The organism is Streptomyces sp. CB02009, from assembly GCF_001905825.1.
Taxonomy (GTDB): domain Bacteria; phylum Actinomycetota; class Actinomycetes; order Streptomycetales; family Streptomycetaceae; genus Streptomyces.
On record NZ_LIVV01000012.1, the window covers coordinates 148,953 to 174,221 of the forward strand.

Consider the following 25,269-nt stretch of genomic DNA (forward strand, 5'->3'; position numbering starts at 1 on the left):
CCGGAGGCCGGGCACTTCGATCCGCAATGGCTACTCATGCAGGGTGCGTGTCCACCGTCACGATCGGGCCGACGGCCGTCTCGAGGACCGCCTCAGTGTGGTCACGGCGCTCCGGAAGGACATGCCGCGTTCCTGCCACATCATGCCCGTGGCCGCGCCGAGGATGATCACCACCCCGACGGCGATGAAGAACGACATGAGGGCGAAGACGACACCGATCGGGCCGTACTTCTCGTCGTACTCCGTGACCATGCCGGAGAACACGAAGTGGAAGACGACCAGCATCCCCATCCACAGGACGCCCGTGGCGACAGCGCAGGGCACCAGGCTGCGCCACGGGATGCGCCCCGCCAGCAGGAACCACATCGTGAACCACCAGAACGCGATGAAAGCCGGGACGTTGACGATCCACCACAGGACGGGCGCCTGGGCGTACATGCCATGCCCGACGACGCTCGCCAAAGCGGCGCAGCCCACGACCAGACCCAGCCAGGCCAGTGCGCGAACGATGTCCCGGAGACCTTGCGGACGCAGCTGGAACATCTGTTGGTACAGCTTCTGGAGCGAGCCGGCGGAGGCGAGGCCGCCCAGGACGAAGAACACCCACGACAGGCCGGTGACCGCTGCCGAAGTCGCCGCGGACGAGGCGAACAGGTCACCCACGGCCGCGGCCGCCCGTTCGCTGAGCCCCAGTCGCCGGCTCAGTCCCGTCACCGCCGACCGGCCCGCGAGGGCGGTCGCGACGAGCATGAACGGGACTGCACAGAGGAGGAGGGTGGCGGCCAGCAGGATGGCCTGGTTGAGGAAGTCGAACGCGTCCAGCCGACGCCACAGGTGCTCTGCCCATGATCCCCTGTACTTCGCCCGGCCCCACTCACCGGCGGACCGGGTCCGGCCGGCCCGCCTGGCGTCCTTCCTGCCCGGCGCTCCGCGCAGCCCCTCTTCGCCCCGCCGCGCCATTCGGTCGTCACCTGGCCTGCCCGATGCTCTGTCCCTCGCAGGCATGACGCACACCTCCAGGGCTGATCCCTCCGGCCGCGCGGGACGACCGCGTGCGGCGGCGCGCGGCCGGGGCACGGTCCTCCATCCACCGTCGCACGCCACCCGGGCCCTGTCAGATTTCGGATTCCGGACGGTCCTCTACCGCGGAGGGCAAGTGAGTATTCTGCACTCACGGCAAACGGAACCGGAGAACGCATGATGGGTGCGCAGCGTATGCACCTGATGGAAAGACTGCGATGACTTCTTCTCCGACTGTGAACATCCCCGGGCCGCGGACAAGTGAACTGCTCTGCGCCACTGCAGATGTGGATCCGGAGGTGTTCTTCCCTCCGCCCGACGCGCCCCGCAACTGGGACCGCGTGGCAAAGCGGCTTTGCAAGGCCTGCCCGGCGAGAATCTCGTGCCTTCGCACAGCTCTTGAGCACGGTGAAAAGCATGGCGTCTGGGGCGGATTGAACGGAAAGGAACGCTCGCGTTTCACGGAGCGAGAGCTTCCGAGCGAGGCAGTGCTCCGTCGGACGCTCGGAGTGAGAAGCGCCCGGGAGATTCGGCCGACATCCTGATATCAGGCGTCCCGGTCCCGGAACGGTATCGCCTGCGCACGGGCGGGGGCCGTGTCGAACGGTGTGGAGTTTCGAAGCGGGGCGAGGCACGTAGGGCCGAGTTCGACGAGGCATTCCCGGACGAGATCCCGCCCGCTGCCCCGGAGCGTGCCGCGGACGCCGCCCGATGACCCTCCGCATCGACGTCTCCCGGCTCCTCGACGTACAAGCGCAGAGCGTTCCCGAGGACGAGGACGTCAGGGTCGCCGACCACTCCGCCCTCGCTGTCGTCGCCTGCCACAAGACGTGCATGCCACGCCCCACCACCGCCGACCGCGTTCGAGCCCGGCGCGTCCGACTCGCTCCGCACATCCGCCCGGCGTCTCACGCAGGCCCGTCGGGTGAGTAGAAACTACTGAGGCGCGAACCCGGTCGTTCACGGACTCTGGTGACAAGGGGGGCCAAATCCAACTTTCTGCCCTATCAGGCAGAAAGTTCCGATATCGGCCCGCTGTGGGATCGGGCAAGCCCGATGGCGTGTGCCTGCCCCGACCCGTGCCCCTGGACGGACGCTCGGCCGACGCGGGACGTGCCTATCGGCCGGCGGGGCTCGTGTCCTCTGGTGAGAACGGGGGCCGGGCCGCGATCCGTGCGCGGTCGGCCGCCGAGCCGAAATGGAGATCGATGCGGCGGGCCGCCTCGGCCCATTCGGCCATGGTGCGGACCGGTGCGAGCGTCCGCACCACGAAATCCGACGTGACCCGGTCCCGCGTACGGCTCCAGAGGACGTCGGCGGGCTCGTCCAGCAGGCTTCCCACCGTGCCTTCGTACATCGCCATGCCCCGGACGCGACCGTCGGGCTCCACCTGCATGAGGTTGGTCAGGGCATACCCCCGGGCGACCAGCTCCGGGTGCATCTGCAGAGCGCGCCCGTCGAAGGTCTGTACGGAGAGGGAGGGCGGCACGAGCTCCCTCAGGCGCGCCCCCAGCTCCGGGTGGGCGAGCGCGTCCAACTGCGCGTCGGTCAGGAGTTCATGGCGCGCATAGCCCTCACGGTTCGCCAGGCCCCCGGGAACGGCAGCGCCGAAGGACAGGTACCCGAGGTGGGCGAACCGGCCCGCCACGTCCCGGCACATGGCTTCCATGTCGTCGAAGTTGCTGCGGACCAGGGTGCAGTCGATTCCGAAGGCCACAGGCGGCCGAGTGCCGCTCCCGGTAGCCTCGTCGAGGAGTTCGAGGGCGCGCATCGCCCGGTCGAAGGAGCCGGCCCGTCCTCGGATGCGGTCGTGCACTGCCGCGGTAGCCCCGTCCACGCTCACGTGCACGCTGGAGAACACCCCGAGAAGACCGTCAAGGCGCGCACGGTCGAGCAGCCAGCCGCTGGTGAACAGGCCCACCTCGATGCCGGCGTCCCGGAACATGCCGGCCAGGACGGGAAGGTCTTCCATGAGGAGAGGTTCCCCTCCGCTCAGCTGTATCGCTTTCGGCTTCAGCGAGATGAGGGCTTTCGCCACCCTCTTCCGGTCCTCCGGCTTGAGCCGGCGCGAGGGACGGCGGCCCGATTCGGAGTAGCAGTGCGTACAGCGGAGGGGACAGGCGTAAGTGACGTCCCAGTTCACTTCACGGGGGCCGTTCATGGCAGGGCTCCTTGATTGTCGCCGAGTGGCGGGGGTGGGGCTTCGAGGGCACTTCGCCCGCAGGCGACCGGACGTGTGACGTGATCCACCGACCAGTGCGCGGCGGCCTCTGCGTAGAGCGCGGACATGCCCAGGAGATCGGAGTGGGGGGCCACCAGAGGATGGTCACCCTCGAGCAGGACGGTCCGGTCGGCACGAGCGGCCGACGTGAGCCGGTGGGCGACGACGATCAACGTGGTGTTCTCACGCCCGGCGAAGGCGGACTCGGCGCGCGCCTCGGTCTCCGCGTCCAGCGACGACGTCGCCTCGTCGAGGACGACCACCCGGGCGGGCGAGAGGTAGGCGCGGCCGAGGGCGAGGAGCTGTCGCTCCCCCGACGACAACGAACGCGCTCGGTGGGAGAGGGAGGCGTCCAGTCCGCCCGCGGCTGCGATGACAGGTGCGAGGCCGAGGAGATCGACACACTCCTCCAGAGCTCGCGGATTCGGAACAGCCGCCAGATAGAGGAGGTTCTCCCGGAGAGTGCCCGGCGCGAGCCAGGCTTCTTGCGGAATGATGGTGACCTCGCGGCGCAGTACGTCCGGGCGGATGCGGTCCAGCGGTACGCCGCCGTAGCGCACCGTTCCCGAGTCGGCCGGGCGCAGGCCGCTCAGCAGGTCGACCAGCGTGGACTTGCCGATACCACTCGGCCCGACGATCGCTACGTGTTCTCCGTGCGGGATCACCAGACTGAAGGCACGCACGACCGGCGTGGCGGACGCGCCGAAGGCGAACGTGACCCGGTCGAACTCCAGGTCCGATCCCCGGGGCAGGTCCGGCCGGGATCCCGGTGCGGCGGTCGACGGCCCACCGTCGATGACTTCCCGCAGGCGGCCTGCCACCACGCCGAGCTGCAGTCCCCACGCCCCGAGGAGATTGGTGACGGCACGAAGGGCGGGCTCGATGCCCTGGGTCAGACACAGCATGGCACCGATCAGCTCGCCCACCGTCAGCAGGTGACCGCGCAGGAGCCACGGAGCGGAGACGAGCAGCGCGATCATGGGCAGATGACAGCCGACCGCGATCACTGCGATCCGCGTGGCGTCCGTCCTCGCCGCGGCCCGCAACGCGGCTGCATGCAGCTCGGCCGCGTCCGTCACGTCCGCGACCGCTCGTTCCGAGGCACCCGCCGCCGTGATGTCGCGCATCCCCGCGACGAACAGTCCCATGCGCCGGGACACGGCCTCGCCGGCCAGAACGGCGACATGCCGTCGGCGTGCCATGACCGGGAGCGCCCGCCAGAGGGCGAGGACGGCGACCATCAAGGGAGGCCCCGCGATCAGACCCACGACGGGTGACACGCTGACCGCTCCGACGAAGGCCATGACGACGGTCAGGCCCATCCGGAGAACGGAACGCAGGAGAGCCGACGTGAGCGTGCGCACGGTGTCGATGTGCCCGGTCAACTGCGCGATGACGGACGCGTCGGGGCCCTGGCGGACCGCGGCCGCCCGGCCCACCGTGGCGGTGACCAATCGCCTGGTCAGACCGTCCCGGAGTGCCTCGACGACATCGGCGAGCGGAGCGAACACCGCCCTGGCTCCCAAGGCCTTGACGAGGAGCGCCAACGCCACGACCGCGAGCCAGGACGTGCCGGCAGCCGGGTGCCCGGCCAGGAATCCGTCGTCCAGAGCCTTCGCCACGGCGACTCCCGTGACCAGCGCGGGCAGCGCTTCCACGGTGCTCCACACCGTGAGCCGCCGAAGGGCCGCGCCGTTGCCCCGCATCTCGTCCCGCAGCAGCGCCCAGCCCGTGTCGGCCCGCATCCGCTCATCCATCGTGTTCCGCTTTCGCCGACTCGCACACGGCTTCGAGGGGAGTGACCACGGCGCCCCCGTCGACAGCCAGGACCGACCTGTAGGCCGGTATGTTCCACAACCGGTCGTGAGGGCCCGCTTCCCGTATCCGCCCGTCCTCCATCCAGAGCACGACGTCGGCCCGGGCGGCGGTGGCGGCCCGGTAGGTGACCGCGATCTCGGTCCTGCCGGTGTCGAACGCGCGCCCGACCAGGACCTCGGTCAGCGCGTCCAAGTGGGAGGTGGCCTCGTCGAGGACGAGGACGCACGCGCCTTTGAGACGAGCGGCGGCGCGAGCCAGGCCCAGGCGCTGACGTTCGCCACCGGACAGGGCCAGGCCGTGGAGAGGCGTGCCGTAGCCGCCGGGCAGCCGGTCGATGAAGGCGTCGGCGCAGGCGGTGCGCGCCGACGCGACGGTCTCCTCGTCGGTCGGCTCGGGGCTCAGTCCGTAGGTGATGTCGTCGCCGACGGTGCCGCCGAGGGGCTCCGGCCGGGCGAAGGCGTAGACCACCGACCGGGCCCGCGCTGCGGGGGCCATGGTGCTCACGGGCACGCCGTCCAGACGTACTTCGCCCGAATCGGGCCGGACCAGGTGACCGATGACTCCGGCCAGAGCGGACTTCCCCGAACCCGAACGGCCGACCACCGCCACCTTGGAGCCGGCCGGGACGTCGAGGTCGACCGCGTCGAGCACGACCTGATCGCCTCGCGTCACGGTGACGGACCGCAGCGTCAGGGCGCCGGGGCCGACGGGCGGCGTCACCTCGCCTGCCTCCGGCGTGGGCCGTCCGAGGACGTCGACGAGCCGACCGGCACTGGCACGCACTCGCGCCAGTCGCGCCAGCGGGTCGAGGTTGTCCAGGAGCCCGAGAGCCATGGCGGTATAGGCGGTCACGGCCACGAGGCTCCCGGGGCTGATGTCTCCCGCGCTGACCTTGAACCCGGCCACGACCAGTACGGTGAACTCGCAGACGGGTGCCAGCAACGAGGAACGCCACGTGGCCTTCTTCTGGGCGGTCCAGGACTCCCGGCCTTCCGCAGACAGGCGGGCCAGGGGCTGGAGGACCCGGTCGATCTCCCGTTGCGCGGTCCCCATCGCCGCGATGCTGCGCGCCCCGTCCGTCACATCGGAGAGGGACGCTGAGAGCTCGCCCTGGATCTCTTGGTAGCGCGATTGATTCCGACTGTACGAGCGGAAGAACCTGCTGGAGATCGTCGTGATCGGAGCGGCGGTCAGGAGGAAGGCGAGAGCCACGGTCCAGTCGATCGCCCACAGCGCGAGAACACCGCAGATCGGAGTGACGAAGCCGCTGAGCAGGCTGATCAGACCGTAGGAGGCCTCAGCCGTTTCGGACGCGTTGCCCACGAGCCGGGTCACGAGATCACCGTGCCGGAGGTCGCGTGTGCCCGTCTGTCCGACCGCGAGCACATGACGGGCCAAGGAGACGCGGAGCCACACCGCGGCACGGGCGCTCGTGTAGACGCTGCCCAGAAGCACGGCGGCGGAGGCGAGTACGCCCAGAACGAGCAGAACGGACGGCCGGACGGCCTGCGCGAGCCCCTGCTCCCGCGATGCCGAGTCGAGGGCGGCGGCGATCGCGGCAGGGATGAGGAGCGAGGTGAACGACCGCAGGGCCACCCCGAGCACGAGCACCGCTGCGGAGCGCCGGGACGTGGCGACGGTCCGCACCAGGAGCCGGTCGGCGTCTCTTCCGGCCCTGGAGCTCGTGGGGGAGCTGGCTTGCGGGCTGCCGGTGCGCGCGCTGCGGAGAGCGAAGCGCCTCACAGGTCTCCTCCTCCGCTCGGGATGAGAGCCCCGCATCCCGACAGCAGGAAGGCGGTGACCTCCTCCTGGAGACGGGATCCCTGGGGGCCCGACAGCACGTTGTGTCCGCCGGAGGCTTCGCGGACGACGAAGTCCTCTCCCTCGCGCCGCCCGTGGGCCGCCAGCCGTCGGCGCAGTTCCAGCGACTGACCGACGGGAACGACCTCGTCGCCCGTTCCGTGCACCACGAGCAGTTGTGCGGTGATCCGATCGAGGCACGCCTCAGCGGTCCTCGGCTCGTGAGCCGAGCCGGACGGCTGGTGGGGCCACGCCCCGTGCCGGGCCAGGAAGGCCCGCACGGACGTGTTCGCCATGCCGTGCAGGCTTTCCGGGGAAAGGAACGGCGCGCTGACGGCGCACCGTGACCAAAGATGTGGGCGGTGCGCGGCGGCGAGAAGGGCGAGATGGGCTCCGTAGCTCTCGCCGTACAGCGTCATGGGGGGCATCCCCCTGCGCCGGCGGGCCAGCGCTTCGCTCATGCGGAGGACGTCATCCAGATCGGGACCGCCCCAAGCCCCCCGCACGGCCAGACGGTGGGCGGCCCCGTACCCCGTACTGCCTCGCTGGTTGGGCGCGACCACGGCGATGCCGGCCTTCGCCAGTCGCCGGAAGAAGGGGGAGTGGTCCAGCTTCCAGGAAGCCTCCGGTCCCCCGTGCAGCGCGATCACGAGGTGGCGGCTGACACACCAGTCCCGCCCGCCGTACACCACGACCTCCATGTCGTCGTCGGCACCGGGGAGCACCTCGGTGTGCGCAACCGCCCGGCGACGGGGCACACGTCGCGTCCGTGCCGGGGGCGTGCGGCGCGGGGCGATGACCCACGGACGGGAGGGTTCGTCCGGTGTGCTTCCGATGACCTGAAGCCGGTCCGTCCACCGCGCGGACGGAAGGAAGAGGGCTTCGGCGTCGCCCGCAACCTTGACGGGCAGCGCCCTCGAGTCGAGGCTGCCGCGGAGCAAGCGGGTCCTGGCGCCTTCGGTGACGAGGAGCAGCAGGTGCCGGGCATCGGGGGACAGCGCGATCGGAAGGGGCGTGGGACCGCCCGCGGGGTCGACCAGGGCGGCTGCGGGCAGCGGTCGTTCGACGCCGTCGGTGACGAGGACCAGCCGGGTCCCGGATGCCGAGGTCGACACGAGGAGAGCCGTCTCGGCGTCCGGGGCGGCGAGCAGCAAACGACCCGTGCCGTCCGCCTCGGGCGCGCCCTGCGCGCCGCCCGGAGCCGGGGGGTTCGTGAGGGGCTCGACCCGGCCCGTGATCAAGTCGATGCCGACCGGGCGGGACCGTCCCTCCTGGAGGAGGTCGAACCCCATGCGCAGACCGTGCCGGTCCAGCCGCGTACCGTTGCGCAGCATGCCCTGGAGGCGGTTCTGCGGCACCACCAGGCGCAGCTTCGTGGAATCCTCGGCTACGGTCCAGAGGCTCGACCCACCCTCTTCGGTCGTGACGGCGACGGCCGACCAGGACGGTCCCTGGCCGGCCACGAGCCGTAGAGAAGGGGCATCGGACCGGGCCAGGGTCCGTTCCTGCGCCTCGTGGTCGCCCTCGCCGGGACCGAGCAGGACGATCTCGTGCCGTCCTCCGCTCGGACGGGTGAGTACGACCCTCCCGTCGTCGAGAGGGACGAGCTGGGTGGCCAGTGACTGACCCCCGGTGGTGAGCATGCGCGGCGTCCGGTCCGCCGCGCCGCCGAACCACGACTCCACGCCCCACCCGCTCCGGGTCAGCCGGAGGCACGCGATGTGACGGGCGTGATCGGAGAAGGCGAAGCTCTTGCGATGAGGCTCCTCACTCACGGTGGCCTCTGCGAAGCGGCTCGTCCGCGTGGCGCTCGTCGGCCCACTGAGGGGACGGTTCGCCGAGTGCGTCGTCATGGCGTCCCTGCCCGGGGCGTGGGAGCGAGCCGGGGCATGCCGGGGAACGGCGTGGCGCTGCGGCGCGGACCGGGCATCCACAGCCGGGCTCCGCCGTGCTCCAGCCGCATCAGGAACCCCAGCGCTCCGGAGAGCCCCGTGCCGTAGTCCGCGGTCACCGAGTGGCCGCTCTCATCGGTCACGAGACCGAGGCCTCCGCGTTCGGCCCTCAGGACGTACATGACCTCGGCCACGTCGCGTGCCATGTGCTGATAGCGCGCGTCACCGGTGAGTTGAGCCATGTCGACGAGGAAGTCCCCGTCACCCGCGAGCCCGTGGCAGGCCGCGTTGCCGACGTTCCATCGAGCCCGGTGCACCGTTTCCGCCGCCTGCCGGGATAGATCGAGCGAGCGGTCGTCGCCGGTGACCCGCCAGAGCCGTGCGAGGAAGGTCCCGACGCCGGATGCTCCGCTGCACCAGTGCTGCATGTCCCGTTGGCCGTCCTGTCGCGGCGACGGGCCGGCGGGCCAACGAGCCGCGCCGCGCGACGTCTCGGCGACCGCGCACAGCGTCCGTCCTGCTTCGACTGCGGCGTCGAGATAGGCCTGTCGGCCGGAGAACTGGGCTGCGGCCAGGAGGAACGCTCCCGCTCCGGCGACGCCGTGGGCGAACCCGTAGTGGACCACACCGGCGAGGTCCGAGCGGAACTCCGATGGGATCGGCCAGAGGATCCGGCCTTTCTCCCTGCGACCGCCTTCCAGGACGCGATCCGCACAGGTGAGCGCGGAGGCGGTCAGGGAGGGACGGCCCGACTCGCCGCCCACGTGGAGAAGGGCCATGCCCGCGCCGGACAGTCCGTGGCAGATGTCGGGGTTCGGCCAGTCGAGAGCGACGGTCTCCAGCATCTCCACGGCACGGGACGCCAGTTCCTCGTCGTCCAGGAACCGGGCGGCGTCGTAGAGGGCCCATGCGGTGCCCGAACGGCCGAAGTACAGTCCCGGCAGCGAACTCGGAACCTCCCGCGAACGTCGGGCGGTCCACTCGGCCACCCGCTGAACCGATTCCCGGTACGTGGCGTCGCTCACCGACCGGGCGGCCTGGACCAGAACGCCGAGCACACCTGCCGCGCCGTGCTGGACGTTGCAGGGGTCGGTGGTGGAGCCGAACTGGCCCGACATCCACAGACGGTCCTCGTCGGGTCGCATCGTGTTCAGCAGGTGCTGGAGACCTCCCTCGACGAGGTTCTCGGTGTGACTCCCTGTCGCTGCCGTGGTCTGAGTCCCGCAGATGCGACTCGGGTCCGCCGGGGTGGCGCGCGCATCGGGCTCGGCACGACGCGCTTCGTACGGTGGTGCAACGGAGCCGGTGACGGACGCGGAGCGCTCCAAGTGTGCGACCGCCTGACGTATCTGCCACCTGTCGGTCGGTTCGTCGGCGGTGAGCCCCTTGATCACGGGGGCGAGTGCGCGAAGCCCGGGCTGACTCTCCTGCATCGCCTCGATCAAGGCGGTCCTGCGGCCCTGGCCGGCCTCGGTGCCAGGGCTCGGCCCGACGATCAGAGGGTCTCGGCCCGTCGCCAGGAAGAACAGCACCATGCCGAGGGCGTACGCGTCGACACTGCGGGCCGGGGCGGGAGCGAAGCGGGGTGCCGTGCTCTGCTCGGGTGCGCCGTAGGCGGGCGTGTACATCCGGCGTGCGGGCTCGCCCTCGGTGACGGCGCCCTCCAGGTCGACGAGAACCACCTCGCCGTCAGGCGTGACCATGATGTTCTGCGGGGTGACGTCACGCAGGACGAGACCAGGCACGCCGTGTGCCCGGTCCAGCAGCGTCGCGACCTTCGGTGCCAGAGCCGCCACCTCGTGGAGTGGTACGCCCGTGCCCGTCCCGGACGCGTGAACATGATCGGTGGCCCAGCGGCGCAACGTCACGCCCGGGACGTGTTCCTGCGCGAGGAAGAGGCTTCCCTGTTGCTCGACGAGCGCCACGGTGCGCGGGGCGATACCCAGGGGGGCGAGCGCATCGAGGATCTGGGCCTCATGGCGCAGGACGTCCCGTGCGTCGGTGCCGTCGAGACGGGCGTCGACATGTGGGCGCGCGTGCTTGAGGACCACCTCCGCGCCGGTGCGCTGGTCCAGCGCACGATAGACGCCGCCGCGGTTGGCGTGCTTGATCGCCTTGGAGACGCGGAAACGTCCGCCCACGAGTACGGCCGTCGTCGCATCCCCCGCCGGCCGAGGGGGAGGTGCGTCGAAGGGAGGGGACGAGGCCCACGAAGGGGGGCTGAACCATGCTCGACGCTCGTCCTTGATGAGGCTTCCGTCCGGAGCACGGAGGAGGAACTCGAACGATCCGTCAGGCGTGAGCGTCGGCTTCGCGGCGAACACGCCGTAGCGGAAGTGGACGAGGCTTCCGGGAGCGTACGGGCGGTCGGACAGGATGCGAGGACCGTGAAGATCCGAGGTCGCGTCGTGCAGTCGTCGGGCGAGAGCCCGGCATGTCTCGTTGTCCTCCGGATAGGCCGTCAGGAACTTGCCGCCGTAGCCACGTGGCTGGTTCCGGTCCACCAAGGTGGTGGCCCTGTCAAGGTCTCGGGCGAACTTGAAGAAGCAGCCGGCCGAGAGGAGGATCTCGGCTCCGCGCGCGAGAACGAGGGGGGCGGACAGCGGAGTGGCGGACAGGTGGATCTTCCAGCCCTGGTCCGCAGAGGAGTGGCGCGGCGGGACGACACGGCACCAGAAGTCGTCCTTCCGAAGGGTCCAGCCGCCGCCGTGACGGGCGACGGCTGCCTCGGCCAGGTCCGTCAGAAGCCTGAGGTCGGCGAGGGGCTCACGCCCGGCCGCCGTCTTTCTGTGCATGTTCGTCCTTTGCGTCACGGTGGCCGTCGGAGTACCGGTCCGGAGACCCCGGTGCGGCGTGCGCCGCACCGGGGAACGCGGGGCCCGCGTTACGGGAGCGTGTTCTCACACGTGCTGCCGCAGGAAACGGAGCACGTGATCTCACACGGCCACAGACCCTCGATCTGCTCGTTGTCGAGCGTCTCCAGAAGTTCGATGTTGTCGGACATTCCTCCTCCTTCCTCAACCGAGGAGAGCCAGGGCTCAGGTGTCATCCGGTGGTCAGGCCTGCGTGGCCGTACACGTGATCCCGCAGGTCGCCGTGCACGTCTTCTCGCAGGGCCACAGACCCTCCGGCTCGTCCGCGACGATCTCTTCCAGGAAGTCGACGTCAAACGTCATGGTGTTCGTTCACCCCCTCACCTCATGCATGAGGCGCCCTCACAGCGCTCGACGCTCCTCAGCTAAGACGTTGATCCAGATCTGAGTGAGAGCGTTCATTACTCAATCGCCGTGCTCCATAGGGCCTTTGAGCGGGCCGATGCGTGGCGTTCGCGCAGCTTCCGCACCCGTCCGGGCCGAGCGAGGACCGCCCGGACGGGTGTGCGGACCCCGACGTGACACCAGGCGCCGGGCGCGCTGCCGGGGCGCAGCGGGACACCGCCCCACGGCTCCGGCCGCGGCGTCAGCGCTGGATCCCCGCGTGGGGCATTCGAACGTCGAAACGCCTTTCGCGGGATTTCTCAGAGCTTTCTCAGGTCCTTCTCATAAAAGATTCCCGAGTAGACGCGGCGTTACCTGTGATGCATGGATGCCCGACTCTTCCGGAACTCGAACTTTAAGTAGAGAGTACTCAACGAATTTCCGCTGCGAGCCGCCCTACTGGAAGCGGCTGAGTTACTGTGAGGCCATGAACTCTTGGCGCAACAAGTTTCCTTGCCTCCGCTCAAAAGGCCGTACCGCCCTCGCTCTAAGCGTGTTCGGCGCTTTTGCCGTTCTGCTGCCTCTCGGTGAAATGGCGACGCGTGGATACGCTACCTGGAAGATCGCTTCCGTTGCCGAGCGGAGGATTCATACGGATGCGGAAGTCAGCCTCGGGTCGACTCCGGCGGTTCTCCAGTTGGGTAGCGGAAAATTTTCCGACGTGAAGGTGGAGGCCCGTCAGGCTGATTTCGGAAAGAATGTGAAGGTGGACTTCGTTGCGCACCTCATGAATCTCTCCCGGAACTCTTCCGGTGCGTCCGTTGAATCCAGCAAGGTGCGAGCCGAGGTGACGGAAGAGGCGATGTCGGCGTCACGGTCGGCGGAAGGCGGCGGGAACGTCGAAGCCGACCCGGAAACAGGAACGCTTGTGGCGCATGTCGGGCCGGGTGGCGGAATCGACATACCGCTCACGCCGTCCTTGGCCGGGGACAAGGTGACGCTCACCGCAGGTGATCCGACATTCTCCGGAAACCCGGTCCCGAGCGGCCTGGCGGACATGATCAAGAGCAAGGCAGAACTGACGGTGGACATGTCGGATCTCCCTCTGGGACTGAAGGTGGACGCGCTCGCCGTCACCTCCACGGGCCTGCAGCTCGACCTCTCCGGCGGCCCCGCAACCCTGGAACAGTGAACGGCGCGCCGCACGCCGCTGCCTCGACGGCGTTCAGAACGTGGCAGCGAGCGGGGCGGCCGCCATGGCCGTGTACCAGAGAACCAGCAGGCGATAGGTGGCGTCGTCACTCGCAGGACTCCTCAAGGTGACGACGCGCACGGCAGTCGCTGCGCAGATGACCGCCGCCACGGCCTCGACCCATCCTCCGGTCCACAGAACATGGGCCTCGACCAGCAGCCGGACCGCGACCGGAGTGAGAAGGAACCCTACGCACAGATAGATCCGCACGGCCCGGGCTCCGTAGACGAGAGGAAGCGTCCGGCGCCCCATGCACCGGTCCCCGGCCACGTCACGAAGATCCTGCAGCGGCATCAACAACATCAACAATGCCGAGACCGCGATGACGCACGGCACGAACCGGGCGGGTTCGCCGCCGCCGACCTGCCAAGCCGAAAGCAGCTGAATCCCGGCCTGGACGCCGACGATGAGCGGTTTGAGAAAGGGCCGCTTCGCGAGACCGAGATGGTTGTTGGCGCCCGCCACGACGACCCAGAGCAGCGCCAGATGGACGATGCCGAGCAGCCAGCCGCTGAAGAGCAGTGCCACGGTGGCGGCGGCGAGCCGCCACCAGGCTCCTCGTAAGGTCAGAAGGCCGGTGACCAAAGGGCGCGACGGTTTGTTGACGCGGTCTTCAGGCACGCCCACGATCTGGTTGGAGAGATCGAAGACGCAGATGGCCAACAGGAAGTGGACGCCTCCGAAGCACACCGATCTGACGGGTTCGGTGCCGGAGAACCGTGCGGCCGCCAAGATGGTCACCAGCGCGGGCAGAAGCGCGATCAGGACGTTCGAGGAAACCACGGCCGCGAAGGTACGGACCTCTCGGGTCGCCGTGGAAACGACCTCTCCCACCAGGCGCTCGACACGGGGAACTCCGGACGGCCCGGCACCCTCGCGGACGTCCCCGCCAAGGGGTGAAGCGAGCTGTCGGGCACGGCGGTTCGGTAAGGGGTGCACGAGATTCCTGAAACGAGAGGACGATGCCGGGCCACCGGCCTGTCCGGCGCGGTCGCGGTTCCATTCAGCTATGGAACCGGCCCGGAGGGATGCGTGTTTTGTACTCAAGCGAGCACATGCCGGCCCCACCGGCGGTGACGCTCGCTCTCGGGCTGAGGGGCGCACCTTGTGGCGAGCGTCACATGAGGGGGACGGGGCGCGGAGCAGCGTTTGACGATGCGGGCGACGTCTGGGGGAGGACGGGTCGTGAGGGGCTGTCTGCTCCGGCCGTCACTGCCGTCCCGTCATGGTGCGGCAGCACCACGGGGTTTCACCGCCCGCCCGGGTCGCTCGTCGGAGTGGCCGAAGGGCATTGCCAGCAAGGACGACCGGATCTTCGGCCACGGTGTGCGGCGTGCCACGCACCGTGTTGTCGCCTGGTCTTTCCTTCTTCTGCCGGAAGGCTAAGAGATGAGTGAACAACACAAGCGGGGCAGGCTGCTTGCCGCCGCCATGGCGGCGCTGATGGTGGCGGGCGGTGCCGGCACCGCCGTCGCCGCTGCGACGGCCGACGGAAGCCCGTCCCTGAAGGCGAGCGCCGACGCGAAGCCCGTTTCCGTGCGTACGGTCACGCTGGTGACCGGGGACCAGGTCGTGCTGACGGGGTTCGCTGGGGGCAGGGAAGGCGTGACGGTGCGGCCCGGGCCAGGCCGTGAGCACGTCTCGTTCACCTACCGGTCGCACGGCGACTCGCTCTCCGTCATACCCTCCGACGCCCTGGAGCTGCTGCGGAGCGGAGCGGTCGATGCGCGCCTCTTCGACGTGCAGGCGCTCGAGGCGATGGGGTACGACGACGCAGCGCGAGCGACCTTGCCCCTGATGGTGCGCTACGACGCCACAGACCGGGGGCAGGGTGCCCGGTCCGCCGTGAGCCGCCTCGCCGCACCCAGGACGACCCTCAAGAGCGTCAACGCGGATGTGGTGGCCACCCCCAAGGCGAAGGCCGGCGAGGCCTGGGAGGCCATGACCCAGAAGCGGGGAATGTCCCGTGTGCTGGCTTCCGGCGTCTCCACGATCTGGCTGGACGGGGCAGTGAAGGCCTCCCTCGACAAGAGCGTTCCTCAGATCGGAGCTCCGGACGCCTGGCACGACGGACTGACCGGTCGTGGTGTCCTCACCGCGGTGCTGGACACCGGCATCGATCCGGCGCACCCGGATCTGGCGGACGCCGTCGTGACGTCGCAGGACTTCACGGGGAGCGCGAACGGGACTGCGGACGCTCACGGCCACGGCACCCACGTGGCCTCCATCATCACCGGTGACGGCAGTGCATCGGCCGGCCGATACGCCGGAGTCGCCCCTGACACCAAGCTGCTGGTGGGCAAGGTGCTCAACAGCAAGGGGCAGGGGTCCGAATCCGGGACCATCGCCGGCATGGAATGGGCGACCAGCCACGGCGCCAAGGTCGTCAACATGAGCCTGAGCGCGTCCGCCACGGACGGCACGGACCCCATGTCCCAGGCTGTGAACAGCCTCACCGCCTCCACCGGAGCGCTGTTCGTCGTCGCGGCAGGCAACGAAGGCGTGAACGAGAAGGTCAGCAGCCCCGCATCGGCAGACGCCGCGCTCGCCGTCGGAGCGGTTGACGCCGACGACCAGCTCGCCGACTTCTCCAGCCGCGGCCCCCGCCTCGTCGACTCGGCCGTCAAGCCGGAGATCACCGCCCCCGGCGTGGGAATCGTCGCCGCACGGGCGGCAGGCACGTCGCACGGCGACGTGGTCGACGACCACTACACCAAGCTCAACGGCACCTCCATGGCGACTCCGCACGTTGCCGGAGCGGCCGCGCTCCTCGCGCAGCAGCATCCGGACTGGGACGCCGCACGGCTCAAGGACGCGCTGACGAGCACCGCCAAGCCGACGGCCGGCCTGGACGTCTTCGCCCAGGGAGCCGGACGGGTCGACCTGACCCGAGCAGTACGCCAGGACGCATACGCCACCCCGGGTACCCTGTCCAACTACCTGAAGTGGCCTCACGCCACTCCGGTGAAGCGCACCGTCACCTATCACAACGACGGTGACGAGCCCCTGACGCTGAGCCTCGACGTCACACTCGACGGAAGCGGCGAGAACGGCCGGCTGATCACGCCGGACGCGGATCAGCTGACCGTGCCGGCCCACGGCACCGCCGCGGCCCAGCTCACCATCGACCCCGCCCAGGCGGACGCCGGCACCTACAGCGGGGTGCTCACCGCACGGAGCGCGGACGGTCAGACCGTCGTTCGCACCGCTCTCGGTGTGTTCTCCGAGGACGAGGTGTACGACACGACGATCCGTCTCACCGACCGGGCCGGAGAGACGCTTTCCCCCGCCCTCCTGCAGCTGATCAACCTCGACACCGGGGAGGGATTCGACGCCCGCGCCGTGGGAGACGCGCTCGTCGGCCGCGTCCCGAAGGGCCGCTACACCGCCAACGCGGTCATCTTCAACTCGACCGGAAGCGTACAGAGCGCCACCCTCGTCTCCCAGCCGGACGTGGTGGTTGCAGGCGACACGACCGTCAAGCTCGACGCCCGCGCAGGAAAGATCGTGCAGGCCGACGTGGGCACCGAGACCCAGGCGGACACCCGGTGGGTCGGGATCAACGAGACGATCGCCGGCGTTCTGAACGAGTTCAGGGTCTTCACCCAGGACCCCGAGGCCGTGCTGTACGCCGCGGGCACCCCTGCGGTGACCTCCCGCCCCTACACGTTCGTCCACCTGGCAGCCCTGCATGCCCCCGCCGTCCCCGGCAGGCCTGAAGCGGCCTACAACCTCGCGCTCACCCGTGACGGCGGGATCCCCGCCGATCCCAGTTTCCAGGTCCGCAGCGACGAGCTGGCCAAGGTGCGCGTCCGCTACCACACGCAAGGCGATCCGGCGCCTGCCCACCGGTCCAACCTGGCGTCCTTCGACGGCAGCGCCCGCGCCTCGGGCGGAGGCTACAACGTCAAGCTCGCGAGTGAGCACACCGAATACTTCACCGCCACGAACCGCGTGAAGTGGCTCGGCGCACTGGACACCGGTACGTCATTCGAGACCAGCCCACTGACGCAGTACAAGCCCGGCAACGCCACCACGGAAGAGTGGAACAAGGCAGCCATCAGCCCGGCCGCGCCGGATGCCGGACGCTGTGAGAACTCCCTCTTCGCGCCCATCCAGGCTTTCTCGACGTCGGCCGCCGGCCACCTTGCCAGCGCTTTCGAGTACACGGGCACAGCCACGCTGCTGAGGGACGGAGAGGAGATCGGCACTACCGACGACCCCCAGTTCGCCTTCTTCACCGACCTGCCCGCCGGGCCTTCTCGATACACCCTCCGCCTGGCGGCACACCATGACACTCCCGCGGTGGCCCTGGCGACGAAGGTCGACGCCGAATGGACCTTCTCCTCTGCCGAGCCCGAAGAAGGCTGCGAGAAGCCCCAGAAGCTCCCGCTGCTCAACACGCGCATCGGCGCGGGCTTCGACCTGAACAACAGTGCTCCCGCGGACAAGCCCCTGCCCGTGACCATCAAGGTGGAACGTGCCGACGCAGAGACCCCTGCCGTCAAGGCGTTGTCCCTCGAGACGACGTTCGACGACGGCGCCACCTGGCACAAGGTGCCCGTGAAGAGCACCGGATCGGCCTCCTTCTCCGCTGTCGTCCCGCCCGTCGCTGCCGGCAACGGCTACGTCGGACTGCGCACGACGGCCACGGACACCGACGGAAACGAACTGAAGCAGACGGTTCTCCGCGCCTACCGACTGCGCTGAGTCGAAACCAAGGCCGCCAGCCTCGTCCACGCGTTGGACAGCGGGTGTGTCCGTTGAGGGCTGGCCTTGCTCGACTGTCGATCCGTCGGGCGACGTGCTCGACGGAAACGACAGAGCCCCCGCACTTCGGTGCGGGGGCTCTGCCGGGAACTCGGCCCTCGCAACCACGACGAGAGACAGCCGCAGCAGGCCAACGGCCGGGTCCGGTCGTCCTGATCAGCCCCGAGGAGGGTGCTGACGGCGAGGTCGGGGGCGGCCCGGTGACGGATGAGGAGCGGCCTCCGGTGAGGAGAACCCGCCGGGCACCGCGGCGCGCTGCCTCGGCTGCTCCACGGGAGCGGGCACGGGGTTGAGCAGGGCGGGCCTGGCCGTGGCCAGAACAGCGATGTGGGGGATGTTCCGGGCGCAGGCCTGGCAGACCTCTGCCAGGGTCCAGACCTGTCCGACGGCCGGGTTGTGGACGAGGACCAGCAGACTGGTGCCGGCGCAGTGGACGGGCGTCTCGTGGAGGCCGCAATGCGCGCTGCCGCAGCTGCAGGCGGCGTTGGGGCGGGCACCGGCGAGGCGTCCGTGAGCTCTGACGTGTTCCGCCGGAAACGGCGCATGCCGGCAGCGTCCTTCGAGCGGGGCGGCATGCGGCACCCGATGGTGCTGCAGGTAACGGACACGGTGTGGTCGGGGTGGCCGGTGAGGCGGACCGTCCAGGTCCGTCCCGGCACGCGTGCTCCGGGCATCAGGGTCACGTCGCGTCCTGTCGTTGTGCGGTTGGTGGCTGGCTCGTGCAAGAGCCGGGGTGCGCGCCGGGTCGCGGAGGACAACCTGCCAGCAGCGCGGGGCGTCCGGGGGCAGAGCGCGCGCAGGGCGGGGACCACTTCGGCCGAGGATAGCCGCGCTGTTGCTCTGATCCCCTCGTACGCCGCGCTGTGCGGCACGGCACTCGGCCCCTCGGGCGCGCCACCGATCCGCGGACGGCCGCTGGCGATTCGGTGCGTCGGAGACGTGTCGTTCCAGGCGGTGGCGTGTGCGACGCCGGTCGACGACCAGGCCCGACGTATCCGTCATAACCGTTGTGTCTACTGCAGTGCTTTCAGGGCGCTGCTGAACCGCTCGTACTCGGAGTCACCGGTGGGCAGCAGGTTTGACTGAACCATTGCCATCCCGATCTTGAGCTCGATGTCGTCGTCGTCGCACTCAAGCCCGCACTGGATGATCTCGGCAATCATTTCAGTTGTGCCGGCCTTGAAGATCGAGCCGCTGTCGCCCTGGTAGAGCCAGGCCTCGAAGACGACGAATCCATCAGTTGCCACATCCCAGAGTTCGCAGGAATTGAGCACGGACTCAAGCTCTGATTCATCGTGGGATGAAATGCGCTCCTCCGGGGGCAGGTCCTGGCCATCGTAGGCAATTCCAGACAGCCTCAGCTGTTCAAGCTGCGTGGTGTTCAGTCGATCCACCGACGTAATTTTGCGCATGCCTGTGAACTCATTCATGAAGGAATGCTAGCAGCCTGTTCCCGAGCCGCCCCCGCGCAGTAATAAAACCCAGAAGAGATCTGTCTCGGGCATCTTCGGCAGATTGTCTTGCGGTCCCCAGTGGTGAGAAGAGTATGTGCTACTCATTCTCTGCCGCATGCGGGGCAAAGTGGTTGACCAGCCGTCGGCATGACGTACGAAGGGCGCCTTGTCTGCTGTTGTGTTGAGCGAGAAACTTCTTGTGTCGAAGTCCCTCCACCGACGCAACCAGTTCACCCACCCGAACAAGGATCCGCCCGTGACCCCTGATCAACTTTTCGACGACATCGCTGCCGACCTTGCCCACTGCGGCGCCACCGCCGGCGTCATGTTCGGCAAGCGCGCCCTCAAGGCTCACGGCAAGGCCTTCGCCTGCCTCAAGGGCGATTCCGGCGCGTTCAAACTCGGCGAAGGAACCACCGTTCACGTTGAGGCCCTCGCGCTCACTGGAGCGGAGCTCTTTGACCCGTCCGGGAAGCACTGTCCCTTCAAGGACTGGGTCGTCGTCCCCCACGCGCACGCCGCGCAGTGGCTCAACCTGGCCGCAGCCGCACTGAACGGCATCAGTTCACAACCCGAGTGCCGAGCGAGTGCGGTCTGGACGAGTACGAGGTCCGCCGCTACATCGGCTGGTATCGGCACATCACCCTGGCCATGCTCGCCCACGCTTTCCTCGCCGGGCTTGCCGCCGAATGCAGCAAAGGCTGTGAAACGACGCCACCAGCATTGTTGCCCTCACCGTGGCAGAGATCCGCCGGCTCCTGGAACATCTCCTGCCCCCAACCAGAACCCGGCGCGATCCTCGACATCACGCAATGAACTGGTCCCACTGGCGACGACATCGGCAAGCAGTTGCTCGGCGCTGTCACTACCAAAGAAGAACCAGCTCAAGAAACGATCCGCTGCTGGAGTACTAGCCACGGCTGAACGCGAACGTCTTCGAAGGGCAGCTCTGCGGGGCCGTGCGGTTGCTGCTAGAGGACGCGGTGTACAAGGCCTTTGACAGGCTGGTTGACCTCGTTGTCGTCGTGTGGGGCCTCGATCGGGCCGATCCGTCTCAGCCAGCCGATCGCGGCGAGCGCTGCGACTCCGGCCAGTAGCAGGCTAAGTTCGTCGATGTCGGGGTATTCGCCGGTCGCCGGCTTAGCGTTCTCCACACGCCACTCAACCCCCGGCGACCGCGCTAAGGCACGCGACGATGGTCGACACCGTCGCGGCGAGCGCCGCCGACTTCGGAGGTCCGGTTGCGGCACCAGACAGGCGTCCGCATCCCAAGGGCGGTCTTCACGGGCGGATCGTCGTTCATGTCGGCGAGTTCTCCCTGGTCAGAAACCACATGCATGTTGACTGCGGAGCCGTCGGTCTCACCAACAGCCACACGGCCAACCTCACGGTCCTCCTGCTTCCCTCGAACGGGTTGTACTCGTGTCCCCGCGCTAAGGGTTGTCCCGCAAAGATCTCGGGGGCGGAACTTGTGGCTGACGAGCGGGCGTACGGGCTTTCGGCATGGCCGCAGACGAACCTCGGCAAGGCTACGGAGCTGTTGCGTCAGGCTGTTGCCGAGATCAGCGTTTCCGATCAGGGAGCTCTTCGAGTCCTGTTCGCGGGCGGTTTGGCTTGCTGGTGCCGATCAATGACGAGCGGTCAGCATGGTCAGTGACGGTCCTCGACCATGGAGTTCTCACCGCCAAGCCCGGCGGCGGGGTGGCAGTAAGCGATCCCGGCTCCGAGACGTAGTCCGGCCTCGTTTGATGACCCGGGCTTCGAGCGAGGACCGGCCCTGATCGATGATCATGATGTGGCGAGTGTGATCACGGCATCGGAGCCGTCTTGGATAGCCCCATTCGCAGGGCTGAGCCCGCGCTGCTTCAGCGAACTGCTGACGGCGTTGCGGCGCGATGGAGCAGATGTGATCCACCGCGGTCGGCCGTGGAGTCTGCCGCTGGAGGATCGGGTGCTGCTGGTCACGGCCTATTGGCGTACCAACCTGACGTTGCGGCAGCTCGCTCCGCTGTTCGGCGTCTCGAAGTCCACAGCTGGCCGAGTCATCAACCACCTCGGGCCCCTGCTCGCGCTCCGGCCCCGCAAGCGGTTCGCGAAGGACGCCGTGCTCATCGTGGACGGCACTCTGGTCCCCACCCGCGACCACGTCATCGGCGAGCGTTCGAAGAACGACCGGTACTCCACCAACCACCAGGTCGTCATCGACGCCGACACCCGGTTCGTGGTCGCCGTCGGCCGGCCCCTGCCAGGCAACCGCAATGACTGCAAGGCATGGGAGCTGTCCGGTGCGAAGGCCGCCGTTGGCAGGGCAACCGTGATCGCTGACGGCGGTTACCGCGGCACCGGCCTGATCATCCCGCACCGCCGGGAACACGGTCAGGCCGAACTACCAGCCTGGAAAGAGGAGCACAACGCTTCCCACCGCAAGGTCCGGGCTCGCGTCGAGCATGCCTTCGCCCGCATGAAGGCGTGGAAGATCCTCCGCGACTGCCGCCTCAAGGGCGAGGGCGTTCACCACGCCATGCGCGGCATCGCCCGCCTCCACAACCTCGCCCTCGTCGGGTAAGACACAGCGCCGCTGGTTGATTGGCACGCCGCAGATCATTTACGGGACAGCCCTTAGGCACTGGGTGGTTGGTGCCTTTCGGCGTTCTGGTGGGTGGATGGCCGCCTTGCAGCGCGCATTCGCTCAACTCCTGGCCACCGCAACCCACTCCGCAACGCAGCGTCTCCGAGCTCCAGAACGAGGGCGACCAGGCCCAACGCCTCGCACTGTGCTTCATCGGCGTCGTCCGCCTGCACAAGAAGAGCCATCCGCACGCACCCGGTGGTCCGATCAGGGCTGTACGCCTCACCACCCCGGTTTCCGCGTTCGACGGTTAGGTACCCGACGCCGCCCCGCCCTGAGCGCGCCTTCATCAGCTCCGCACTCAAGGAGACCGACTGCTCTTTGCTCCAGTCGCGTGCTACAGCGTGCGCAGTGGTAACGAATCTGCTGGTCAGAGCCCGATTCAAATCCTAGGGGTATGCCTAGGGGGGTATCCCTGGCGCCCCTTCTGTGCGGCATTGGAATCGTTGTCCGTGTAAGGGCTCAGCATGAGTGAGTGGTCTCTGAAGGACAGGAGGGATCCTGGTGTTTACCGCCCCGAAGATCATGGTCACATTCGGTGAATCGCACGGCCGGCGTCCAGCTACGGCGCGTGGCGCCTCCGTCCGACCGGTAAAAATCCCTGCGCCGAGGCCGCCAAGCGACGACAAGGCATGGCCGCTCGAGCACGTACCCCAGTCTGTCCGCACGGCTCGAAGGATCGCCACGCAGGCTTTGACGGCATGGGAGGTACCGGAAGAGGCACAACAGATCGCGCTCCTGGTGGTTTCCGAGTTGGTGACCAACGCGGTCGAGCATGCTCAGGCACCCATGGCCTTGCACCTACACCGCCGACGTGCAGAAAGAGAGCTGTGGATCGGCGTTACGGATGGCGGACCGGCCGAAGTGGAAGGCGCCTGGACCACGTCCTGCACCCCTGATGAACACGGCCGCGGCCTAGCCCTGGTCGATTCGCTGACGGAAGATCACGGCACATACAGCCATGTGATGCCCCCTGCCACCACGCACTGGGCCCGCCTGCCCGCTGCGGTCTGAACAAGAACCCGGCTCTCGTGCGTGGTCGTGAGAGGCGGGATCCCCAGGGCTTCGGGGATTTCGCCCCAGACCTCGTCGGCCCGGATGGCGCCACTGGAACGCCGCCAACGGATCAGAAGCGTTCGGAGTTGAGCACCAGACTCGCCCAGAACGATGCCCAAAGGTCTCTCAACAGTCCGCTGCTGTAAACAACGAAAAGAACCGCGCCAATAGGTCAGACACTGTCTGGTGTCCGACCCGGAATCGATCGGGCCAGGACACCAGACGAAGATCCACAGCCACACATGGGCAGTTCCGATTTTCGAATCCGCGATGATCGTGGAGTCTCCGGAGCCGTACGGCGATCGTCGAGTGGGAGCCGTCAATCATCCCTGTCGCAGCGGCAGTCGGCGAACACCCTGCCAGTGGATTCTTTGAGACCTCAAGAATTGGAAAGGCATTCAATCCGTGCGCTTTACATCTCACCAGATATCCATCGCGGTGATCGCCGCTGCTTCGGCCTCGATCTTCACCGCTACCACCGTGGCTGCTGCGCCCCTTGAGACGTGGGACGCCGTTGCTGCCTGCGAAAGCAGCGGCGATTGGAGTGCCGTCAGCCCTAGCGGATACCGTGGTGGGCTGCAGTTCTCGCAGAGCACATGGCAGGAGTTCGGCGGGACCCAGTACGCCCCGACCGCAGACAAGGCCACGAAAGAGCAGCAGATCATCATTGCCGAAAAGGTCCTTCAAGACCAGGGACCCGGTGCCTGGCCAGTCTGCTCAGTCAAGGCTGGACTGGCCGGTAGCATCGCCACTGCGCCCTCTGAAGAGGAGGTACCGAGGGCCTCCTCGACGCAGACAGCAGCCCCTGCAATCGTCCAAAGGGCTCAAGTCCCTTTCGCCACCTACAAGGTGCAGCCGGGAGATACATGGAACTCCATTGCGATGCAGCTTCACATTGACGGTGGGGCCCAGCAGTTGAAGGACTCGAATCGCGCCCTTCTGGGTGACGGGGTGGACGCACCACCTGTAGGTGTCCGGCTGTCAGTTGGAGCCGTAGACATTGACACCGCCCCTCACGCGGCCAACGAAAAGCCCGTCACACCTCAAGTGGAAGTGGAAGTTGCACCGTCCGAAGAGGCGAAAGCCACAGCACCACTGGACCAGACGCAGGTGACTACGTCCTACCGTGCCCCCGGTTCGATGTGGTCCAGCGGATACCACACCGGAGTTGACTTCGCTGCGCCCAATGGAACTCCCGTAAAGGCCATCAGCTCCGGAGAAGTGATCCGGGCCGGCTCCGGAGGATCCTATGGGAACGAAGTCATCGTTCGGCATGCCGACGGCCACTACAGTCAGTACGCACACCTTTCACAGATCGCCGTCCAGGAGGGACAAGAAGTCTCCGGAGGATTCCAGATTGGGCTGTCCGGTAGCACTGGAAACAGCAGCGGTCCACACCTGCACTTCGAGGTCCGGACAACTCCTGACTATGGGTCGGACATTGATCCGACTGCCTACCTCGGCAGTCTCGGAGTGACGATCTGATGCCCCGTTGACGGTGGGTGCCGTCAGCTGAGCTGACGATGGTGAACAGCCGCTGATGAAAGCGCTGTACGACTGCACGAGCCGCACTTGTGCCGTCACGGACCGGGACCCGACGCTGCGTGGTGCCCTGGCCGCCCACCTGAAGAGCCACCTGCTGGGTGACCCCGAACGGCGGCCGTGGCGTATTGCCAGACCCGCAGGGTACGGACCGCCAGGCCTGGCTTGTTGAGCAGAATGCTGGGATCGGCCAACGTGGATCGGGAGCACGACGTCACCGCACTCCGCACCCTGTCTCAACTGGCCATCGGTGCGACTGGCACACCAGAGCCTTCGCGGGGGCGGGGTGGCACCGCCCGCCGCACGACCCGGGCCCCGCGCCGAGGACGCAGCCCGAGGTTGCCCGGTGATGACGGCCTTACCGAACTCGCGGGGCGTCTCGACAGGCACCTCGCCCGCGCCACCCTCTCCCTGCAGGGCAGCGAACTCTTCGCCACCGCACTCCTGCTGGAACACCGCGAAGGAAGCGATCACCTCGACGCACTGCACTGCGGGCATCTGCCACCCCTGGCCGTTGGCCCCGGCCACGAGGCCCGCGAGTTGCAGCTGCCCGCGCTCCTCCCCTTGGGGTTCAGCAGCCTTGACCGGACACCGTCCCCACCCCCGTACGCCTGAACC

The 25,269-nt window shown here is 68.2% G+C and carries 19 protein-coding genes and 1 pseudogene; 9 read left to right on the forward strand and 11 right to left on the reverse strand.

The genetic code is table 11. The features are described 5' to 3' along the window. Window positions 1–57 precede the first annotated feature (57 nt). Window positions 58–960 carry a YhjD/YihY/BrkB family envelope integrity protein gene (locus tag AMK27_RS37010; RefSeq protein WP_073918187.1) on the reverse strand — a complete coding sequence of 301 codons (903 nt, stop codon included), beginning with the start codon at window positions 958–960 and terminating at the stop codon, window positions 58–60. A gap of 278 nt (window positions 961–1,238) precedes the next feature. Here AMK27_RS37010 and AMK27_RS37015 point away from each other — a divergent pair, with 278 nt between their 5' ends. Continuing rightward, on the forward strand, window positions 1,239–1,565 hold the full coding sequence (locus tag AMK27_RS37015) for a WhiB family transcriptional regulator (RefSeq protein WP_079188739.1): 327 nt from the start codon (window positions 1,239–1,241) through the stop codon (window positions 1,563–1,565). Between the two features lie 572 nt (window positions 1,566–2,137). Here the strand turns inward: AMK27_RS37015 and AMK27_RS37025 are convergent. The 6 genes from AMK27_RS37025 to AMK27_RS43140 all read right to left on the reverse strand — a co-directional run bounded on the left by AMK27_RS37025 (window position 2,138) and on the right by AMK27_RS43140 (window position 11,927). Beyond that, window positions 2,138–3,181, reverse strand: a complete 1,044-nt coding sequence (locus AMK27_RS37025; RefSeq protein ID WP_073918193.1) for a radical SAM protein — start codon at window positions 3,179–3,181, stop codon at window positions 2,138–2,140. Next, the gene (locus AMK27_RS37030; RefSeq protein WP_073918195.1) at window positions 3,178–4,986 is read right to left on the reverse strand and encodes an ATP-binding cassette domain-containing protein; all 1,809 of its coding nucleotides are present in this window, start codon (window positions 4,984–4,986) and stop codon (window positions 3,178–3,180) included. Before AMK27_RS37030 ends, AMK27_RS37025 begins: the two co-directional genes overlap by 4 nt. 4 nt (window positions 4,987–4,990) lie before the next feature. After that, window positions 4,991–6,802: an ABC transporter ATP-binding protein gene (locus AMK27_RS37035; RefSeq protein ID WP_073918197.1), complete on the reverse strand. Its 1,812-nt coding sequence runs from the start codon at window positions 6,800–6,802 to the stop codon at window positions 4,991–4,993. Continuing rightward, the gene (locus AMK27_RS37040; protein WP_158076952.1) at window positions 6,799–8,634 is read right to left on the reverse strand and encodes an alpha/beta hydrolase family protein; all 1,836 of its coding nucleotides are present in this window, start codon (window positions 8,632–8,634) and stop codon (window positions 6,799–6,801) included. Before AMK27_RS37040 ends, AMK27_RS37035 begins: the two co-directional genes overlap by 4 nt. Before the next feature lie 74 nt (window positions 8,635–8,708). After that, window positions 8,709–11,546: a class IV lanthionine synthetase LanL gene (gene lanL, locus AMK27_RS37045; protein ID WP_073918201.1), complete on the reverse strand. Its 2,838-nt coding sequence runs from the start codon at window positions 11,544–11,546 to the stop codon at window positions 8,709–8,711. Window positions 11,547–11,807: 261 nt separating this feature from the next. Further along, window positions 11,808–11,927: an ALQxL family class IV lanthipeptide gene (locus AMK27_RS43140; RefSeq protein ID WP_198956003.1), complete on the reverse strand. Its 120-nt coding sequence runs from the start codon at window positions 11,925–11,927 to the stop codon at window positions 11,808–11,810. Between the two features lie 508 nt (window positions 11,928–12,435). Here AMK27_RS43140 and AMK27_RS42805 point away from each other — a divergent pair. Continuing rightward, complete coding sequence (locus tag AMK27_RS42805; protein ID WP_158076953.1) at window positions 12,436–13,140, forward strand: LmeA family phospholipid-binding protein; 705 nt, start codon at window positions 12,436–12,438, stop codon at window positions 13,138–13,140. Between the two features lie 33 nt (window positions 13,141–13,173). On the opposite strand, the gene AMK27_RS37055 is transcribed toward AMK27_RS42805, so the two are convergent. Continuing rightward, complete coding sequence (locus AMK27_RS37055) at window positions 13,174–13,983, reverse strand: UbiA family prenyltransferase (RefSeq protein WP_158076954.1); 810 nt, start codon at window positions 13,981–13,983, stop codon at window positions 13,174–13,176. Window positions 13,984–14,589: 606 nt separating this feature from the next. On the opposite strand from AMK27_RS37055, the gene AMK27_RS37060 reads away from it, so the two are divergent. Next, window positions 14,590–17,910 carry a S8 family serine peptidase gene (locus tag AMK27_RS37060; RefSeq protein WP_073918207.1) on the forward strand — a complete coding sequence of 1,107 codons (3,321 nt, stop codon included), beginning with the start codon at window positions 14,590–14,592 and terminating at the stop codon, window positions 17,908–17,910. Between the two features lie 1,073 nt (window positions 17,911–18,983). Here the strand turns inward: AMK27_RS37060 and AMK27_RS37070 are convergent. Beyond that, window positions 18,984–19,400, reverse strand: a complete 417-nt coding sequence (locus tag AMK27_RS37070) for a hypothetical protein (protein WP_143204920.1) — start codon at window positions 19,398–19,400, stop codon at window positions 18,984–18,986. 121 nt (window positions 19,401–19,521) lie between these two features. Continuing rightward, on the reverse strand, window positions 19,522–19,935 hold the full coding sequence (locus tag AMK27_RS42810; RefSeq protein ID WP_158076955.1) for a hypothetical protein: 414 nt from the start codon (window positions 19,933–19,935) through the stop codon (window positions 19,522–19,524). Window positions 19,936–20,009: 74 nt separating this feature from the next. On the opposite strand from AMK27_RS42810, the pseudogene AMK27_RS41405 reads away from it, so the two are divergent. After that, window positions 20,010–20,240 (forward strand): annotated as a pseudogene (locus AMK27_RS41405) (IS701 family transposase); the annotation flags it as partial. A gap of 155 nt (window positions 20,241–20,395) precedes the next feature. Here the strand turns inward: AMK27_RS41405 and AMK27_RS42495 are convergent. Then, a complete protein-coding gene (locus AMK27_RS42495) occupies window positions 20,396–20,578 on the reverse strand; it encodes a hypothetical protein (RefSeq protein ID WP_143204921.1) in 183 nt (60 codons plus the stop codon). A gap of 41 nt (window positions 20,579–20,619) precedes the next feature. Between AMK27_RS42495 and AMK27_RS42500 the strand changes: the two genes are divergently transcribed. From AMK27_RS42500 to AMK27_RS42815, 5 genes are all read left to right on the forward strand, one after another. Further along, window positions 20,620–21,081, forward strand: coding sequence for a hypothetical protein (locus tag AMK27_RS42500; protein WP_143204922.1), 462 nt, complete (start codon window positions 20,620–20,622; stop codon window positions 21,079–21,081). 138 nt (window positions 21,082–21,219) lie between these two features. Further along, window positions 21,220–21,990, forward strand: a complete 771-nt coding sequence (locus AMK27_RS37075; protein WP_073918211.1) for an IS5/IS1182 family transposase — start codon at window positions 21,220–21,222, stop codon at window positions 21,988–21,990. Window positions 21,991–22,557: 567 nt separating this feature from the next. Further along, window positions 22,558–23,067, forward strand: coding sequence for an ATP-binding protein (locus tag AMK27_RS37080; protein ID WP_241847721.1), 510 nt, complete (start codon window positions 22,558–22,560; stop codon window positions 23,065–23,067). A 447-nt stretch (window positions 23,068–23,514) separates the two neighbouring features. Next, on the forward strand, window positions 23,515–24,594 hold the full coding sequence (locus tag AMK27_RS37085; protein ID WP_241847722.1) for a peptidoglycan DD-metalloendopeptidase family protein: 1,080 nt from the start codon (window positions 23,515–23,517) through the stop codon (window positions 24,592–24,594). A gap of 396 nt (window positions 24,595–24,990) precedes the next feature. Next, window positions 24,991–25,266: a SpoIIE family protein phosphatase gene (locus tag AMK27_RS42815; protein WP_073918215.1), complete on the forward strand. Its 276-nt coding sequence runs from the start codon at window positions 24,991–24,993 to the stop codon at window positions 25,264–25,266. Window positions 25,267–25,269: the final 3 nt, after the last annotated feature.